General features: G+C 32.7%; 10 protein-coding genes. 3 read left to right on the forward strand and 7 right to left on the reverse strand.

The window, feature by feature from the left end:
* The first annotated feature begins 283 nt into the window (after positions 1–283).
* Positions 284–1,927 (forward strand): glycosyl hydrolase, encoded by a 1,644-nt coding sequence (locus GXK57_RS14250; protein WP_160677634.1) that lies wholly within the window; start codon positions 284–286, stop codon positions 1,925–1,927.
* Between the two features lie 553 nt (positions 1,928–2,480).
* Entirely contained in the window at positions 2,481–6,710 is a 4,230-nt protein-coding gene (locus GXK57_RS14255; RefSeq protein WP_160677636.1) for a family 43 glycosylhydrolase, read from the forward strand.
* Between the two features lie 398 nt (positions 6,711–7,108).
* Here GXK57_RS14255 and GXK57_RS14260 read toward each other — a convergent pair whose 3' ends face one another.
* The 3 genes from GXK57_RS14260 to GXK57_RS14270 all read right to left on the reverse strand — a co-directional run bounded on the left by GXK57_RS14260 (position 7,109) and on the right by GXK57_RS14270 (position 9,475).
* A complete protein-coding gene (locus GXK57_RS14260; protein ID WP_160677639.1) occupies positions 7,109–7,300 on the reverse strand; it encodes a YwbE family protein in 192 nt (63 codons plus the stop codon).
* Between the two features lie 17 nt (positions 7,301–7,317).
* Positions 7,318–8,685, reverse strand: a complete 1,368-nt coding sequence (rlmD, locus tag GXK57_RS14265) for a 23S rRNA (uracil(1939)-C(5))-methyltransferase RlmD (RefSeq protein ID WP_160677642.1) — start codon at positions 8,683–8,685, stop codon at positions 7,318–7,320.
* Between the two features lie 427 nt (positions 8,686–9,112).
* Positions 9,113–9,475: a DUF1540 domain-containing protein gene (locus GXK57_RS14270; protein ID WP_160677645.1), complete on the reverse strand. Its 363-nt coding sequence runs from the start codon at positions 9,473–9,475 to the stop codon at positions 9,113–9,115.
* Positions 9,476–9,920: 445 nt separating this feature from the next.
* On the opposite strand from GXK57_RS14270, the gene GXK57_RS14275 reads away from it, so the two are divergent.
* Positions 9,921–10,265 (forward strand): hypothetical protein, encoded by a 345-nt coding sequence (locus GXK57_RS14275; RefSeq protein WP_160677648.1) that lies wholly within the window; start codon positions 9,921–9,923, stop codon positions 10,263–10,265.
* 389 nt (positions 10,266–10,654) lie between these two features.
* Here the strand turns inward: GXK57_RS14275 and pyk are convergent, their stop codons facing one another.
* The 4 genes from pyk to GXK57_RS14295 all read right to left on the reverse strand — a co-directional run bounded on the left by pyk (position 10,655) and on the right by GXK57_RS14295 (position 18,761).
* The gene (gene pyk / locus GXK57_RS14280) at positions 10,655–12,073 is read right to left on the reverse strand and encodes a pyruvate kinase (RefSeq protein ID WP_160677651.1); all 1,419 of its coding nucleotides are present in this window, start codon (positions 12,071–12,073) and stop codon (positions 10,655–10,657) included.
* 413 nt (positions 12,074–12,486) lie between these two features.
* Entirely contained in the window at positions 12,487–13,446 is a 960-nt protein-coding gene (gene pfkA / locus GXK57_RS14285) for a 6-phosphofructokinase (protein WP_160677654.1), read from the reverse strand.
* A 621-nt stretch (positions 13,447–14,067) separates the two neighbouring features.
* On the reverse strand, positions 14,068–17,658 hold the full coding sequence (locus GXK57_RS14290; protein ID WP_160677657.1) for a DNA polymerase III subunit alpha: 3,591 nt from the start codon (positions 17,656–17,658) through the stop codon (positions 14,068–14,070).
* 161 nt (positions 17,659–17,819) lie between these two features.
* Complete coding sequence (locus GXK57_RS14295; protein ID WP_160677660.1) at positions 17,820–18,761, reverse strand: DUF4931 domain-containing protein; 942 nt, start codon at positions 18,759–18,761, stop codon at positions 17,820–17,822.
* Positions 18,762–18,765 lie beyond the last annotated feature (4 nt).

An 18,765-nucleotide genomic window follows, 5' to 3' on the forward strand; every position in this document is an offset into this window, starting at 1 on the left:
TATAAATAATCTAACATTATAGCTACCTGAAATTATCTTGTACTATTAAAAATACTATATAAATCTATAAGTAAGTAAAAATAATCAACAATGTTAAAATCAACATATTTTTATAATAATTTTTGTTATTAATTCTAATTTCTTAACATATTATAGTCTTGTAAGTTAATAAATATATACTTTTCTGACGGTAGGTGATGCCTTTATGTAATTATATAAGTACTAATTCAAAAAACATAATTATCTAATAAACAAAAATTTAATTTTAAGGGGTGTATCTATTATGAATAAGACTTTACGCAAAGTACTGTCTCTGGTGACAACGATCGCAATTGCAGGTACTTTTCTCACTAACAAGCCTATTTCAGTTAAAGCCGCAACTTCCCTTCCTGTAAAAGTAGAAGCTGAAGCTTGCACTCTAAGCAATGGTGCTACTGTTACTGACAATGTCTATGGAACCAAATATCCTGGGTATTCTGGAAGTGGATTTGTATGGGTGCCAAACTCAGGTACAATAACGCTAAACGTAACAGTTCCTAAGAATGGTATGTACGAGCTTTCAACAAGGTGCTGGATGTACCTTGGAAATAAGGGTGACACTAGACTTCAGGTTCTTAGCATCAACGGAGTTTCCCAAGGCAATTTCTATATTCCAAACAAGGGCGGATGGACTGACTATAGTTTTGGATACTTTTATCTTGAAGCAGGGCAAGCAAAAATCGACATAGGTACTTCAGGCAGCTGGGGCTTTGTACTATATGACACTGTGACCTTTGACAATGCCAAAATGCCTGCATTAAAGATTGATCCAACTCCTTCTGATGTAAATGCAACATCTGAAACAAAAGCCCTTAAAAACTACCTTACCAGCGTTTATGGCAATCACGTTCTTTCTGGACAGCAGGAGATTTATGGTGGCGGAAATAACGGCAATACTGAGCTTGAATTTAATTATATACATGACAAGACAGGTAAATACCCTGCTATCAGAGGCTTTGATATGATGAACTACAATCCTCTATATGGATGGGAAGATGGTACAACAAATCGTATCATTCAATGGGTAAAACAACGTGGAGGTATCGCAACTTCCTCATGGCATATCAACATTCCATCCGATTTTACAAACTATAAATTAGGCGATAAATTAGACTGGTCAAAATGCACTTATAAACCTACATCTAGCTTTAAAGCAGCTAACTGTCTAGATAAATCCACAAAGGAATATGCATACTTAATGCTTGCAATTGACGATCTTGCAAAACAGCTTCGTGTTCTTCAAGATGCAAAGGTTCCCCTACTTTTCAGACCTTTTCATGAAGCTGAAGGTAATAACAATACGGATGGTTCTGGCGCTTGGTTCTGGTGGGGCTCTTCAGGTTCTGAAGTATACAAGCAGCTCTGGCAGCTTCTTTACACCACACTAACTGAAAAATACGGTATTCACAATCTAATATGGGAAGTTAATCTTTACACCTATGCAAATTCAGCTCAGTGGTATCCAGGAGATAAATATGTAGATATAGTTGGATATGACAAATATGAAGGCTCTCCTTACACTTGGAAAACAAGTGCTGCAACAACAGCGTTCCTTACCCTTGTAAACGACACAAACGATAAAAAGATGGTGGCAATGACTGAAAACGATGTTATCCCAGACATTCAGAACATCGTCAACCAAGGAGCTTGGTGGCTATACTTCTGTCCATGGTACGGTGATTTCATTACTAGTTCAACCTATAACAATCCTACACTTCTAAGTACTATATACAACAGTCCATATGTATTAACACTAGATGAACTACCAACAAACCTTTATGGTACGACTACAGCTAAGCTAACTTATGGCAATCTAAATAACTCTCAAAAAACAAATTCATTAATTTCTTATTTGCCAAAGAGCCCTATTCTTCAAAAAGCAAATTAATCTATGGCAATAATTATTTAAATTTTCCTTATAGTGACTAATCTAAACACTAAAGACTATGAACACTTCTATGAAAACAGTTCATAGTCTTTTTTTATTTAATGCTATAAATTACATACTAATATGATATAAAAGGACAACATTAATACAATATTACTCCATATACGAGTTAGCTTATTAATCTAGCAGCAATAAATTTTAAAACTATTAGATGAGACAGAAGCTAAACTATTGAATTAACTGGGAAATTCATTTTACTTTAATATAAATTAAATCATATATATAGCCTCTAAAGTTTTCTCTGTACAAATCATTAAATCAATTGCATTCCTTTCATATAGATAATATAATTATATAGTAAAATGTAAAATATTTTATAAAAAGCTATAATATTACACTATATAGCAGTACTTGTTTTGATATATACGTTCTAATAAGTTTTATTCATAAAAGCATTGGGGAGAACACCTTAATAAGTTGTTTAATGAAGTAAATTAAATAGAACTTATATATTTAGTCTAGTAAATATTTAAAATAAACAGGAGGGATTTATTTGTTCAAAAAAATTTTAACGACATTGACATCAAGGATGACTTTAAGTTTAGCCAAAACTAAAACGTTTTCAAAACCGTTTGGTAGAAGTGTTAAAAATCGCTTAAAAGGAGGATTAACCTTAGTATTAACAGCTGCAATAATATTATCTCCGATTCAAAACTATAAGGTTATGGCCTCTACAGTAGCTCAAACCAAGACTTTAACTGATGCTGATCTAGCCTCTGCATATTCAAAAACATCTGTAGATCGCGTATCTGTACATGACCCTTCAATTATTTCAGACGGAAAAGGCACCTACTACATTTTTGGATCACATTTAGCTTTTGCTAAATCAACAGACTTAAAAAACTGGACAACCTTTACAAACAACATTACTACAAATTACAAAACCATATTTGCAAAAGAATTTAATTGGGCTAAAATGGGAGACAGTGCATATGACCCATCAGGAAATATGTGGGCTCCAGATATTATCTATAACAATACTTTAAAAAAATGGTGTATGTACATGAGTATCAACGGTTGTTCATGGAACTCATCTATTGCAATGCTTACAGCAGATAGCTTAGATGGAGATTGGACTTATGTAGGAACTGTTATTTATTCAGGCTTTACTGATGCAAATAATAATCATGATTTCGCAAACACTGATTTTACAAAGGTAACAGGTCTTACTACACTTCCAAGCAGATATATATCAACTAAATATACCTGTACAGATAATTCAACAACTACTGCAACAACTACCTGGAATAATAGTTATGGAGCACATGCTATCGACCCTACTGTTTTTTACGGCCAGGACGGAAAGCTTTACATGACCTATGGTTCATGGTCAGGTGGTATATATATTATTCAGCTTAATCCATCATCAGGCTTAAGAGATACCACTGTTTCATATAACTATTCTGAAGGTAACTCAGATCCATACATGGGAATCAAACTTGCAGGCGGAAGTGGCACTTCTGGGGAAGCTTCCTATGTTCAATATATTGATGGAAACTATTATCTGTTTATATCAGATGGTGGTCTTGTAGCAAAGGGCGGTTACAATGTTAGAGTTTATAAAGCTTCTAATCCAGAAGGTCCATATACAGATGTATCTGGTCAGTCACCAAAATACTCTACTTATACTGTAAACACCAATAATGACGTTGGTACAAGACTAATGTCTTATTATAAATGGAATTATCAGAAATATGCTCAAGTAGCTCAAGGTCATAACTCAGCTTTTGTTGATTCTGATGGAAAGGCATATATTGTTTACCATACAAGAACAAATGATGGTTCAGAAGGCTTTACTGATAGAGTACATCAATTATTTACAACAAAAAATCATTACCTAGTAGAAGCTCCATTTGAATACAACGGAGAAAGCGTTTCAAAAACAGGCTATGCTGCCTCTAGTGTTGCTGGTTCTTATGAAGTTATTTTACAGAAGCAGAACATTAATTATTCAAACCTTGAATATTGTAGTGGCCAAAATATGACTTTAAATGCAGACGGTACTATTTCCGGTGATTACACTGGAACATGGACAATGGATGCTAATTCACCTTATGTTACATTAAATGTAGGCGGAACTACTTATGAAGGTCTTTTTGTAGAACAGACCATTGAAGGAACTAATGTTAATACTATGGCCTTTACTGTAGTTGGATCTAATGATGTATGTATATGGGGAGCTAAATATCCAGCTGATGAGGTTTCTATTGCTATGGCAAAGGACAATCTTTCAATTGTTTCTGAAACTTATTCAAATATAACCCTTCCTACAGCAAGTGTGTTTGGCGCAACTGTAAGCTGGACCTCATCAAATACAGCTGTTATTGGAAATGATGGAAAAGTAATCACTCCAGCACAGGATACTAATGTTACTATGACTGCAACAATATCAAAAAACGACAAAGTATATACAAAGGATTTCAATGTATTAGTGCACAAGGCTATTAAAAATGATAGCACAATGCAATTGCTTGGCTCTGCCTTTGTAAACGATCCTCATGATTTATCAACAAAACTAGATGGTAGCTTATCTGTTGCCAATCCATACAGCTCAATATCTAATCTTGATGTATCAAAGGGCATAAAGATCAAATTTGATGTTCAGTCTACTGGAACAAAAAATGCACTAGGGACTATTATTTCATTTATGGATGGAGGGAATGGAAAACTTTATTTCACTCCAGGCTCTTATTTAGGCTATAACGCAACAGGCGGTTGGTATGATGCAAATATTTCTAATTATAAAATTGCAACAGATTATCTTGGAGATTCAAAAGATACTGTGGAAATTTCACTTACTACAACAGGTTTTGAAGTTGATGTTAATGGTGTAAAAGCATACGACCAATCAATAATAGGTGATTCAACTAAAGGCTCAGGAACATTATCAGATTACTATAATGTATTAACTTGGATTTCTACAACAGCTGATAAGGTTTACTTTGGTAAGGGTTCATGGTGGACAGACCAAGCAGCTAACTGCTCTATAAGCAATGTATATTTCTACGGTTATCTTTTACAAACAACTAAAATGATGACTGATGTTAATGGTATGCAGGTTATAGGCTCAGCTTTTGTAAACAAGCCTCAAGATTTAACACAAAAGACAGATGGTACTTTGTCTATTAAAAACCCTTATAAAATGATCTCTAATCTTGATGCATCTAAGGGTACAAAGATTAAATTTGATGTACAATCTACTGGAACAAAAAATGTACTTGGAACCATCATTTCCTTCTTAGGCAATGGAGGAACAAATGGAAAATTATACTTCACACCAGGTTCTTATTTGGGCTATAACGCATTAGGCGGCTGGTATGATGCGAATGTTTCTAACTATAAAATGGTAAAAGATTATATTGGTGATTCAAAAGCCACTGTAGAAATATCTCTTACTACAACAGGCTTTGAAGTAGATGTTAATGGTATAAAGGCATATGATCAGTCCATATTAAGTGATTCTACAAAGGGAGGAGGAACATTAACAGATTACAGTAAGGTACTAACTTGGCTTACTTCTTCAGCTAACGATGTATATTTTGGCAAAGGTTCATGGTGGACAGACCAAGCAAACTGTACTATAAGCAATGTATACTTCTACGGTTACGTAAACGATGGTTCCTCGCCAACAGCAGCTTTAAGCAATGCAACATATACCTATGATAATACACCTAAGACTCCATCAGTTACAGTAACAGATGGTTCTAAGACTCTTGTAGAAGGGACAGATTATTCTGTTACTTATACTGACAATATAAATATCGGAACAGCAACTGCAACTATTGAAGGAAAAGGTAACTACACAGGAACTATAATAAAAACCTTTTCTATTACTCCAAAAGATATCACACCATTAGATGTAACTTTAGATAGTTATTCTTATGATTATGATGGAACAGCAAAGACTCCAGTGGTTACAGTAAAAGATGGTGCTAAACCACTTGTAGCAGGAACAGATTATACGGTTTCTTACTCTGCTAATATAAATCCAGGAACAGCAACTGTAACTATTACAGGAATAGGAGTATACTCAGGTACTAAAACAAAAAACTTCACAATTAATCCTAAAGACTCTACTAAGATAAAAGTAAAGTTGGATACATCATCATATATATACGATGGTAAAGCTAAAACTCCAACTGTTATTTTAAAAGACGGTGGGAAAACACTTGTAGAAGGTACAGATTATACAGTTTCTTATGCTGATAATATAAACGCAGGAACTGCAAAAGTAATCATTACAGGAAAAGGCGGTTATACAGAAGTAATAACAAAAACCTTTGAGATTAAAGAAAAAGTAATCTCTAGATTAGACGCAAACTTAGAAAACTGTTCTTATGTTTATGATGGAACAGCTAAAACACCAAAAGTTACTTTAAAAGACGGATCTATAACTCTTATAGAGGGAACAGATTATATAATAACTTATGCTGACAATACACATGCAGGAATTGCAACTGTTAAAGTAGAAGGAAAAGGAAATTATAAAGGAAGTTTAACAAAAAATTTCATCATTAAAGGCAAGGAAATCTCTGAATTATCCATAACTTTAGGAACTTGTTTCGGAAAGGTTATTGTAAAGGATGGAGATACAACTTTAAAAGAAGGAAAAGACTATACAGTATTCTATTTTTATAATTTTAAATTAAGAGCAATAGAAGTAATTATTATTGGACGAGGAGACTATACTGGAAGTGTAACAAAGCCACTTCAATTAAAGTAAGACACTACATTAACAACTTAATAGTTATTCATTTATAGGCAATGGTGACGTTCTATTTGACTTTGTTCAAACAAAACGTCGCTATTGTCTTTTATTTTATAAGTTTACAATGGTAACCTAAATAACTCTCTAAATACTACTTCATTAGATTCCTATTTATTTAGGAGTACTAACCGTAGATAAATTAAAACATATAAGATGTAGTGAAGTTTACTTGAAATAATAATACTTTAATTTCTGCATTTTACTTTTGTTATAAAATAAACTCACCTTATGCTATTCTTTAAAGCATATTGATGAGTTTATAAATGTTAAAATAATTTCTTCATGTGCAATTCTTTTCTTAATAAATTTCTTAGTTTAACTTTTTAGCTACATAAAATCCATTTTCATTAATATTATTTTATTTCCTGAACTCTTCCTACAATTCCGTCCTCAAGCATTACCTTGATACCACGGGGATGAACTTCTGAGTTTGTAAGAAGTTTTTTCACTACACCCTCTGTTAGCTTTCCAGAACGCTGGTCTTGTTTTTGAACAACAAGGACTTTTGCTCCTACTTTTATATGTTTTCTTATCGTTCCATCCATAGTATTACTCTTCTTTCTTATTTTCTATATAGCTTTACCACACACTCCACATGCGAAGTCTGCGGGAACATATCAACTGGCTGCACTTCAACAGTTTTATATCCTAACTCTTCAATTATAGCTAAGTCTCTTGCCAAGGTACTTGGATCGCAAGAAACGTAAACTATTCTATCGGCATCAATAGAAGTTATAGCTTCTAGTAACTTCCTGTCACAGCCTTTTCTAGGTGGATCCACAACTACTACGTCTGCTTTTATACCCTTATCTATAAGGTCTGGTATGACCTTTTCTGATTCACCAGCGTAAAACTCTACGTTACTAACAGAGTTTTCTTCGGCGTTAATCCAAGCGTTATCTATAGCCTCTTGAATTATTTCAACACCATATACTTTTTTAGCCTTTTGGGAAAGAAATAAGGTTATGGTACCTGTTCCGCAGTAAGCATCAAAAACAGTTTCTTCTCCTTTTAAAGCTGCAAATTCTAATGCCTTAGAGTATAGCACCTCTGTCTGAACTGGATTGACTTGAAAGAAGGATAGTGGTGATATATTAAATTTAAACTCACCTATGTAGTCACTTATAGTATCTTGCCCCCATAAAGTTAGAGACTCTTGTCCAAGTATTACATTAGATTTTTTATCATTAACGTTCTGAACTATACTTTTAATACCAGGAACATTTAATTTCATAATATTTATAAACTCTTCTTTACCTGGAAGTTCTGTGCCATTAGTAACTATCACTACCATAACTTCATTTGTTTTAAAGCCACGTCTTATCATGATGTGTCTTAGTATTCCTCTTTCATCATAGTCTCCATCTACAAAGTAAGGTCTTATATTATTTTTTTGTATCCAACTTCTAGTTAAGGTTACAACCTTATCTGCTATTTCATCTTGTATATAGCAACTTTCCATATCTATTATTTCATGACTTCTTGGAGCGAAAAAACCTATGGTAAGTTTTCCGTTTTGCATTCCGATTGGTAGTTGAACTTTGTTTCTATATCTATATGGATTATTCATCCCAATAGTGTCCTTAACTAAATCTCCATTTAGTTTTCCTATCTTAGTAATACAGTCCCTAACTCTCTCCGTCTTAAAGTCAAGTTGCTCCTTATAGGATGTATGCTGAAGTCTACAGCCACCGCATCTTTTATATATAGGACAAATAGGCTCTACTCTTTCCTTTGATGTCTCTAAGGTTTCTACTAGCTTTCCATAGGCATAATTCTTCTTAACCTTTATAGCCTTAACCTTTACTCTTTCACCTCTTAAAGCTCCTTCTACAAACATAGTAAAGTTACCATCTAACTTTCCTATACCTTCTCCCTCATATCCTTGAGCTACTATATCAACTATATATTCTCTATTCTTTTCTATCATACGCTCTTCACCTCATATAGCAAACCGCTATTCATTTACCTTTAAACCTGCTTCTTATATAGAGCCAATACTTCATACTGAAATTTGCCAAAATAAAACTTAATAGATAAACCAGAAGCTTTATTTTCAGTGTAAATATTGAACTTTCTACATACCTATAAATTGTCCTTTATATAATTGATTATGTCAATATTATTTATTAATAAATGCTCTAAAAGCTGATTTTATCAATAAATTCTTATATTCTTAAGAATTTATATTTTTATATTTTTAACAATATAAATTGTAAAACTGTTTAGAATACAAGCTATTTTATTGCTATAAAGTTTTGGTTAACTAACACTTAATATTGACTAAGTATTATAAAATTTACTTATAAATATCAATTTATAGAAAACTGAATTTATAAATTGATAATAAGCCAAATCTACCTTTCAACATAAGTCTCGCATTGAGTACTCAATTCGCTTACAGAATGTTCTCCATTAATAAGTACGTTTTTAGCCTTGCAGTTGTGATTTTCATTAAACACACACTTTACTGCTTCGCACTTTATATCTGGACTAACTACTATCTCATTCTCTGAAAAAATTTGCATCAGTTCTCCGGTATAGTTTGTGTTTGTCATACTCTTAACCGAATTCTTAAAGCTCTTTTCAGCAAAGGTTGAACATAAGGTTCCTTCTGAACTATGTGCATTATTTCCTTTTATATGTATTTGACCTGCAGTGCAAAAGCCTCCTGAAACATTATTAACACAATTTTCAGCATTACAACTAAGTTTTGCCATATTATAATCTCTCCTTGCCAACTATGTATTGATTTTTTCTTCAGCCACCCTTTTATGCATCTGCCTTAATGAGTTCACCTGAGCAAAATCTGGCAGAAGGCATAACTTCTGTTTTATTATTCTTTCTATGTTATCTACTTTTAAGTTATATATAATTATTCACAACTTTACTTTTGATCTAAATTCTTAAAGAATAAAAGAGCAAAAGCTTACATATTTAATAGTGTAATAGTATTTTAATCATATATAACTCAAATAATTCATTCATAGGCCCTATAAGTTTGTTTTAGTTATAGTATTTAATTTATTATAATTTTTTTATAATAATCAATGGGCAAGTGTTTTCAAATACTATCTAGAGATGTATAATAAAACCAAGTAAAGGATTTCATAGGTAAAAAATATAAATATTTAATCCTTTGGGGTATTGGGAGGTTATGATCATATGACTGCATTTGTTTTAGTTATAGCTTCAGTAATGATAATAAGCGCTTTAGCTATAAAGGTCTATATTTTATTTCGTTATTTTAAACAAAAGGAAAATGAAACTGCATTTGCCGAAAGTAATTCAGTGTTGTCAGCTTATAAGAACTTAAATCAAAAAGGTATTGTTTCAAGTGATCAAATCGAAGAGTTACTGTCTCAATACAGAAAGACTGAGAGTTCAAAGAAATTAGAAGAAGAAAAAGAGGCTTTACTTAAACTGAAAGATTTGAATATATTATCAGCAGAAGAATACAATGAAAAGATGTTTAAACTAGAGGATTTGTACAAGTGTGGTAAGATTTAAAAAAAGGGCACCTAGAAAAAATAGGTGCAAGTAATCATAGGAATCAGTTGCCATTATATCCCTAGTATTATTTTCACATATAAAAAGGAAAATATACAGAACAAAAGAAAAAAATTATTATTAATTTTGTAAATTTTTTGTTAACAAAATACAAACTTAATATCTACATAAAAATTATTCTATGCAACATCCGATTTTTTATACAATAAACTTTATACTTTTCTACTAAAAAGACAAGCTTTTTAATTATACTTTTGTACAGCCTTTACCTTCATAAATGATTTAAGCAAAAATAAAGCTTTGGTACGGCTAGGTCTAGGCAACAAAAACTTTAATACTTTATCTTTAACAAAAAAATGAGTGCATAAGCACTCATTTTATATTAAAAATTATTCTACAACACTTACCTTTAATAGGTTTGTAGCACCAACTTGGTCTACTGGAACTCCAGCAGCAACTACAACAGTGTCTCCACTATTTATACATCCCTTAGCCTTAACTGTAGAAACTGATTTTTCCATCATTTCATCAGTTGAAGTAGCTTTTTCTGCAACTATTGGATATACTCCAAAGCTTAAAGCTAATGTCTTAGCAACTCTTTCATTTGGAGTCACTGCAAATATAGGACAATCTGGTCTGTTTTGAGAAATTCTTCTAGCTGTAGCACCAGTTTGAGTTGAAGTTATTATTGCAGCAGCTTGTAATTCATGTGCAGCATTGCAAGCAGCTCTGCTTATAACTCCAGAGATAGCAGGTACATGCTTCTTAGCTGTTGAAACTGCTAATTCATAGCTTAACTTCTTTTCAGTTTCTTCTGCTATTCTAGCCATAGTTTGAACTGCTTCTACTGGCCAGCTACCATTTGCTGATTCACCTGAAAGCATTATAGCATCTGTTCCATCAAGGATAGCATTAGCTACGTCTGAAACTTCTGCTCTTGTTGGTCTTGGGTTTCTCATCATAGAATCAAGCATTTGAGTTGCAGTTATAACTGGCTTTCCAACTGTGTTACATTTTTCTATTATAAGCTTTTGTACTGATGGTACTTTTTCTATTGGAATTTCAACACCTAGGTCTCCTCTAGCTACCATTATACCATCTGAAACAGCTATTATTTCATCTAGGTTATCAACACCTTCTTGATTTTCAATCTTTGAGAAGATTTGAATATCAGCTCCGCCGTTCTCTACAAGAACCTTTCTTATAGCTTCAACGTCAGCAGCTTTTCTTATGAATGATGCAGCAACAAGATTAACTCCTACTTCGCAACCAAACTTAAGGTCAGCTATATCTTTTTCTGTCATTGCAGGAAGCTTTATAGCAACTCCTGGAACGTTAACTCCCTTATGAGTACCTACAACACCTGTGTTCTTAACAACACACTTTATTACGTTTCCGTCTACTGCAGTTACTTCTAATCCAACAAGACCGTCATCTATTAGGATCATGTTACCTGGCTTAACATCATTGCCTAGTCCAGCATATGTAACTGAACATTTAGTTGTATCACCAACTACATCTCCACCTGCATATATTGTAAATTCTGATCCTACAGTTAATTCAACCTTGCTTGGTTCAAACTTTCCAGTTCTTATTTCTGGTCCTTTAGTATCAAGCATAACAGCTATTTGCTTGTCATACTTCTTAGCTAATTCCTTAACTGCAACCATTCTTCCCTTATGTTCTTCATGATCTCCATGTGAGAAATTATGTCTTGAAACATTCATCCCTGATTCAATAATTTGTGATAAAATTTCTTCCTTTTCACTAGCTGGTCCAATTGTACAAATAATTTTTGTTTTTCTCATGAAAATACACTCCCTCTTTTTTTTTAACCCCAAATACGTGTTGTTTAGAGCCGACTAAAGATACTTTTTTCTTTAGCTCACTTATCTATCTATTAAAACATGACATAAGTTAACCTAATTAATTAAGATATACTTTCCTAATTAATGAGATAAATTAATTAAAAATCTACTTACCCTAAAAAGAGATTTTCAACTTGGCATGTATAATATACATTTATTATTCCAGTAATGCTATATTTATAAGCTTGTATAGATATAATTATTTAATTGAAAATCTACTATAACTTGCTCTAAATACATAAATTAATTAATTCATTCAATATATGTGTGCTCAAGCTTTAAACCCTAAATCAAAACTTATGCACACATAGATTACATTCTATCATATTATTACATTAATACAAAACAAAATTTTAATATGAAAGTGCAGTAGCTATCTCATATAATTTTTCATCAAATTTTCTTTCCATAGCTAATGCTTCGTCTATATCCATATCCATTATGTGGTTGTTTCTTATTCCAACTACTCTACAAGTTTTTCCTTCAAGTAATAACTCAACAGCTTTAGCTCCCATTTTTGAAGCAAGAACTATGTCTGTTGCAGAAGGACTTCCACCTCTTTGTATATGGCCTAATATTGTTGCTCTAGTTTCTAGTCCAGTAACTTCTTCTATATGCTTAGCTAGATCTTCTGCTCCACCAACACCTTCTGCAAGAAGAATAAGGTTATGCATCTTACCTTTAGCTTTTCCTTCTAAAATAGTTTTGCATAGTTCATCTTGATTAAAACCTTTTTCTGGTACTACTATTGCTTCTGCTCCACCTGCAAGACCTGCATATAAAGCTAAATCTCCACAGTGTCTTCCCATTACTTCTACAACAGATACTCTTTCATGAGAAGTTGATGTATCTCTTAATTTATTTACTGCATCGATAACAGTGTTTAAAGCTGTATCAAAGCCTATTGTGTAATCTGTGTAAGCTAAGTCATTATCTATAGTTCCTGGAAGACCTATAGTCTTAACTCCAAGTTTAGATATAAGTTTAGCACCTGTAAAGGAACCATCACCACCAACAACAACAAGTGCATCAACACCATATGCTTTTAGTATGTTAGCTGCCTTCTTTCTTCCTTCTTCATGTCTGAATTCTTCACATCTTGCTGTTCTTAGGATTGTACCACCTCTTTGGATGATATCCGATACGCTGCTTCTATCCATCTTAAAAAGTTCCCCATTTATAAGACCAGCGTACCCTCTTTTTATCCCCATAACTTCCAATCCATTATGTAAAGCCATTCTTACCACAGCTCTTACTGCAGCATTCATTCCTGGTGCATCTCCACCACTTGTTAAAACAGCGATTTTTTTCATAATATTTCCTCCTCCACACAATCATGGACATTTATAGTCCCACCTGTGCTAAATATTACCCACATTTATTAACTAGATTAATTTTACATAAACTACGAAGATTTTTCAACGTATAAATTATAATTTTAGTTAAATTATCTTCATAAAATTTAGCTTAATAACGCTTGAATATTCTGACAAATAAAATTAAAATTACTCCATATTAATTCCCCAAATAAATTCTAACTAATATTTTCATAATTTTCAATGATTTTATGTTGAAATGTAGAAATATATGACGAAACATTGGGGATTGATACAATTTATTATATCCTTTTTGTGATATTTTTATATGTGGTTAAAAAATATATGAAATCCTTTAACTTACAGCATATTATTCTCAATTTTCTTTTTCATTTTTTATATTTTCTATATACTTTTTGCTGTTTTTAAATAAAACCGTTATAGTTCTAAAACTTGTGAAAGTCTTATATATAAAAATAAGACTTTCTTACTGAAAAATAATAAAAAAGTCGCTGAAGGCACTTACTATAAAATAAAAAAATAACAGCCTAAAGACACACCATATAAATAGTATGTCTTAGACTGTTATCTTATAACAATTAATTTTTTGCTTTAAAATTAATCCACAACTTTTATATTTTCATCCCCAAAGTATCCACTTAATGTCGATATTATATTCCCATCTAAAGATACCCACAAATCCTTGCTTAATCTAAAGTTCTGTCTCTCTTTTTCAGAGAAAATATATATAGGGGTTTCTCCCTTAAAAGGCTCTAATATTGTTTTTAAAAGCTTATTTACAGCTCTAGCCTTTTCATTATCCTGAACTCTTATATAAATCTTTGAAGAATTCAGTTTTTCCAATGGCTGTATCTCTTCACAAATCAGCTTAGGAAGTTCATCCTCCTTTATGCTAACTCTGCCTCTTACAACCACTAAGGAATCTTCTTTAATTAGTGCATTTACTTTTTCTAAGGTTTTTGGAAAAACTATAACTTCAATAATACCACTAAGATCTTCTAACTTTAAAAAGGCCATAATAGTATTGTTTCTGGTTACTTTTCTAGACACTTCTGCTATTATTCCACCTATAACCACTCTCTCACCATCATAAACTGAAGCTGAGGTCATAAGCCCACTATCAATAGAATCGCCTAATGCTTCATCTTCAAGCACTTGGCTATGAGAGAGTAGTATCTTTTCTATTCTAATGGTAGTTTGAAGCTTCAAGCCTTGAGCATATTCATCTAAAGGATGTCCTGTTATATAAAGCCCTGTCATTTCTTTTTCCATAGCTAAAAGATACTTTTTATCAAACTCCTTAATCTCTGGATACTTTATTGTAGGAGTGTCTATTACAGAGTTATCTTCATTTCCAAAAAGGCTTATCTGTCCATCAATATTTCGTTTTCTCTGATTTCCTATACTGTCTAACACTCTTTCATAGACTGCAAGTAACCTTGATCTAAATATTTTAAAGCAATCAAAGGCACCAGCCTTTATTAAACTTTCTGTTGCTCTTTTATTAATTGTAGATAGGTCCACCTTGTTTGCAAAGTCTATAAGAGATTTAAAGTGTCCCTTTTCCCTTCTAGAACTAACTACACTTTCTACTACATTCATACCAACATTTTTTATTGCTGCAAGTCCAAATCTTATTGTATCACCTTTAACCGTAAACTTTGAATAACTTTCATTTATATCTGGAGGCAACACTTGTATACCTAGACTCTCTGCAAAATTAATATAGTAAGCTACTTTTTCATTTATGCCCATTACCGAATTAAGCATTGCAGCTATATACTCAACAGGATAGTACTTCATAAGATACGCTGTCTGGAATCCTACCACAGCATAAGCTGCAGCATGACTCTTATTAAACGCATAAGAAGCAAAGTCCATCATGGAGTCAAAGATCTTATTACCAATTTCTTCTGATATCCCATTTCTAAGACATCCAGGAACTTCTATTTCTCCATTTTCATCAACAATTCCATATATAAAGTTCTTTCTTTCTTCTTCCATCACCTTATGCTTTTTCTTAGACATAGCTCTTCTTACAAGGTCACTACGTCCCATAGAGTATCCACCAAGCTTTCTAACTATCTCCATTACCTGTTCCTGATATACTAGGCATCCATAGGTAACTTTTAATATAGGTTCTAGATGAGGTGTTAAGTACGTTATCTTATCTGGGTTCTTCTTGTTTTCTATGTATCTTGGTATTTCAGCCATAGGCCCTGGTCTATATAAAGATATTCCTGCTATTATGTCTTCCAAAGAGTCTGGTTTTAGTTCTTTCATAAAGGAAGTCATACCAGCAGATTCTAACTGGAATACACCAACGGTTTTGCCTTCTCCAAGCATCCTATAAACTTCTTTATCATCAAAGTCTAGCTTATCTAGATCAATGTCTATACCACGATTTTGCTTTACCATATCCACTGCGTCTTTCATTACAGTTAAGGTTCTAAGTCCAAGAAAGTCCATCTTTAAAAGACCTAGCTCTTCCAGAGTAACCATATCAAACTGTGTTACAACATTATCTTCATTTTTTTGCAGTGGTACGTACTCAACTAGAGGACGTGAAGCTATTACTACACCAGCAGCATGGGTAGATGAATGCCTTGGTAGTCCTTCAAGCTCCCTACTAACATCTATTAATTCTTTAACTCTCGCATCATTATCGTATTCACTTTTAAGCTCAGGATTTAATTCTAAAGCCTTATCTATGGTTATAGTAACCCCTTGCATATTAGGAGGTATCATCTTAGCTATCTTATCAACTTCACTATAAGAGTAGTTCATGGCTCTTCCTACATCTCTTATACAACCTCTAGCCGCCATAGTACCAAAGGTTATAATCTGAGATACATTGTCCATGCCATACTTTTCTACAACATAGTCTATTACTTCCTGTCTTCTTTCATAGCAAAAGTCACTATCTATATCAGGCATACTTATTCTCTCTGGATTTAAGAATCTCTCAAATAGCAAGCTATATTTAATAGAGTCAATCTTTGTTATTCCAAGAGTGTAAGCAACCAATGATCCAGCCCCAGAACCTCTTCCTGGTCCAGTTGGTATCCCATTGTCATTGGAGTACTTTATAAAGTCCCAAACTATTAAAAAGTAGTCCACATATCCCATCTGATTTATAACTGATAGCTCATAATTCAATCTATCTATATAAAGCTTGGCTTCATCGTTTGTTTCGCCAAATTGTATTATCTTATCTAAATCAAAATCTTTATGTAAAAAATCTTTAAAAATCTCATATCTTTCAATAAGTCCTTTAAAGCAAACTTCTCTCATATACTCAAAAGGATCAGTTCCTTCTGGCAATGGAAACTTAGGAAGCTTTGAGGTGTGGAATTCATACTCAAAGTTACACATCTCTGCTATCTTCTGAGTATTTTCTAGTGCTTCCGGCACATATGAAAACATATTCCACATCTCTTCAGCTGATTTTAAATAAAATTGATCTGAAGGATATCTCATTCTATTTTCTTCATCTACAGTCTTTCCAGTCTGTATGCAAAGAAGTATATCATGGGATTTGGAATCTTTTTTCTCAATATAATGAACATCATTTGTGGCTACAAGAGGCAAATCAAGCTCCTTAGCTAGCTCAATGTTCATGTCATTAACTTTTCTCTCATCATCAGTACCATGATACTGAATCTCAAGATAAAAGCCATCTTTAAAGGTCTCTTTATAAAATAAAGCAGCATTTTTCGCTTTTTCTTTATTTCCATTCAATAAATTTGATTGTACCTCTCCTCCAAGACATGCGCTTAAGGCAATCAAACCTTCACTATGATTCTTTAAGAACTCATGATCTGTTCTAGGCTTATAGTAAAAACCTTCAGTAGAAGCTTTTGATACTATCTTCATTAAATTTTCATAGCCTTTTTCATTCTTTACAAGAAGAACAAGATGATAAGTTTTATTATCTGAATCAACATTCTTTATATGCATAGATTTAGGTACCACATAGACTTCACAGCCTAAAATAGGTTTTATCCCAGCATTTTTTGCAGCCTTGTAAAAATCAACACATCCATACATTACTCCATGGTCTGTAATAGCTATACTATCCATCCCAAGCTCTTTAGCCTTTGATATTACCTTATCTATCTTTCCAGAGCCATCTAGTAAACTATATCCTGTATGAAGATGAAGATGAGTAAACTTCTTATCACTCACAATGTCCTCCTCCTTCTGTTAATCTATATCTATCTTAAGTTAACTTAAAACTTTTTCTACCTTTCTATGACGCACCACTTTATATTAAAAAATAGTTTTCATATTTAAATGGTAAATTATATTTAAATACCAAAGCGATTCTATATTTATTATAACTCTTCTTACTTACCATGTACATAAGCAGCCGCCTGCCTAAATTTGTTAGCTGCTTCTTCTGGAGAAGTTACATTTATGAAAACTTGAGTACTCATCTCAAAGCCTGCAAAAAATCCTTCTCTAGGAAATATATCAATGTAAAAATGGCTTAATGAATCATTATCTTTCTTGATATAGTAACATATGTTAAGAGATATATCACCTAAACTCTGATAAATTATAGAAAACACCTCTACCATTAACTCTGATACTTTAGCTATGTTATCGTTGTTAAATACGTTTTCTGGAGAGCTTAAATGTTTTCTCCAAGCTATTCTTATTTGATTCTGTACATAAGAACCATAAGGTGTATAGGCTACATAGTATTCATTATCAAATATTACTCTCTCCTTAGACGAAAGCTCTTCATTGATTTCCTCACAAACCAAACAACCTAAGCTTTTTGAAGTTCTACTAAGAGGAGTAAAATTAAGAGCTATTATCTGAGAATGAGGATGTTCTAAAGATGCTCCGCCCTTAACTCCATAGTTTTTGAATATCTGAACAAATTCAATCTCTTTATGTTCGAAGCATTTCTCTACAGTATATTTATAAGCAGTAAATATATCTCTCCACTTTTCAACATCATATTGATATAGTTTAGTGTTATGCTCTAGTGTCTCAATAACAACATAATGATAGCCCTTAATATCTTCTCCATCCTCCACTATAGTAGGATATTTATTTTTTACTACTCTTACATTCCAAGGATCTTTTCCTATTCTATATATTTCAATAGGCGTCTCTTCCTCATTGCCCCTGCAGAAAGGACATTTAATGTCATGTACAGACATATCAGTGTCTGAAGGTATTCTAAGCTTATGATTGTTATGAATAGGTCTCTTGCTCCTATTGGTAGCTATTATTACTTGTCTTCCTGTTAATTTATCTACTCTGATTTCATTCATACTT

The sequence above is a fragment of the Clostridium sp. C8-1-8 genome (assembly GCF_009928445.1).
Taxonomy (GTDB): domain Bacteria; phylum Bacillota; class Clostridia; order Clostridiales; family Clostridiaceae; genus Clostridium_AR.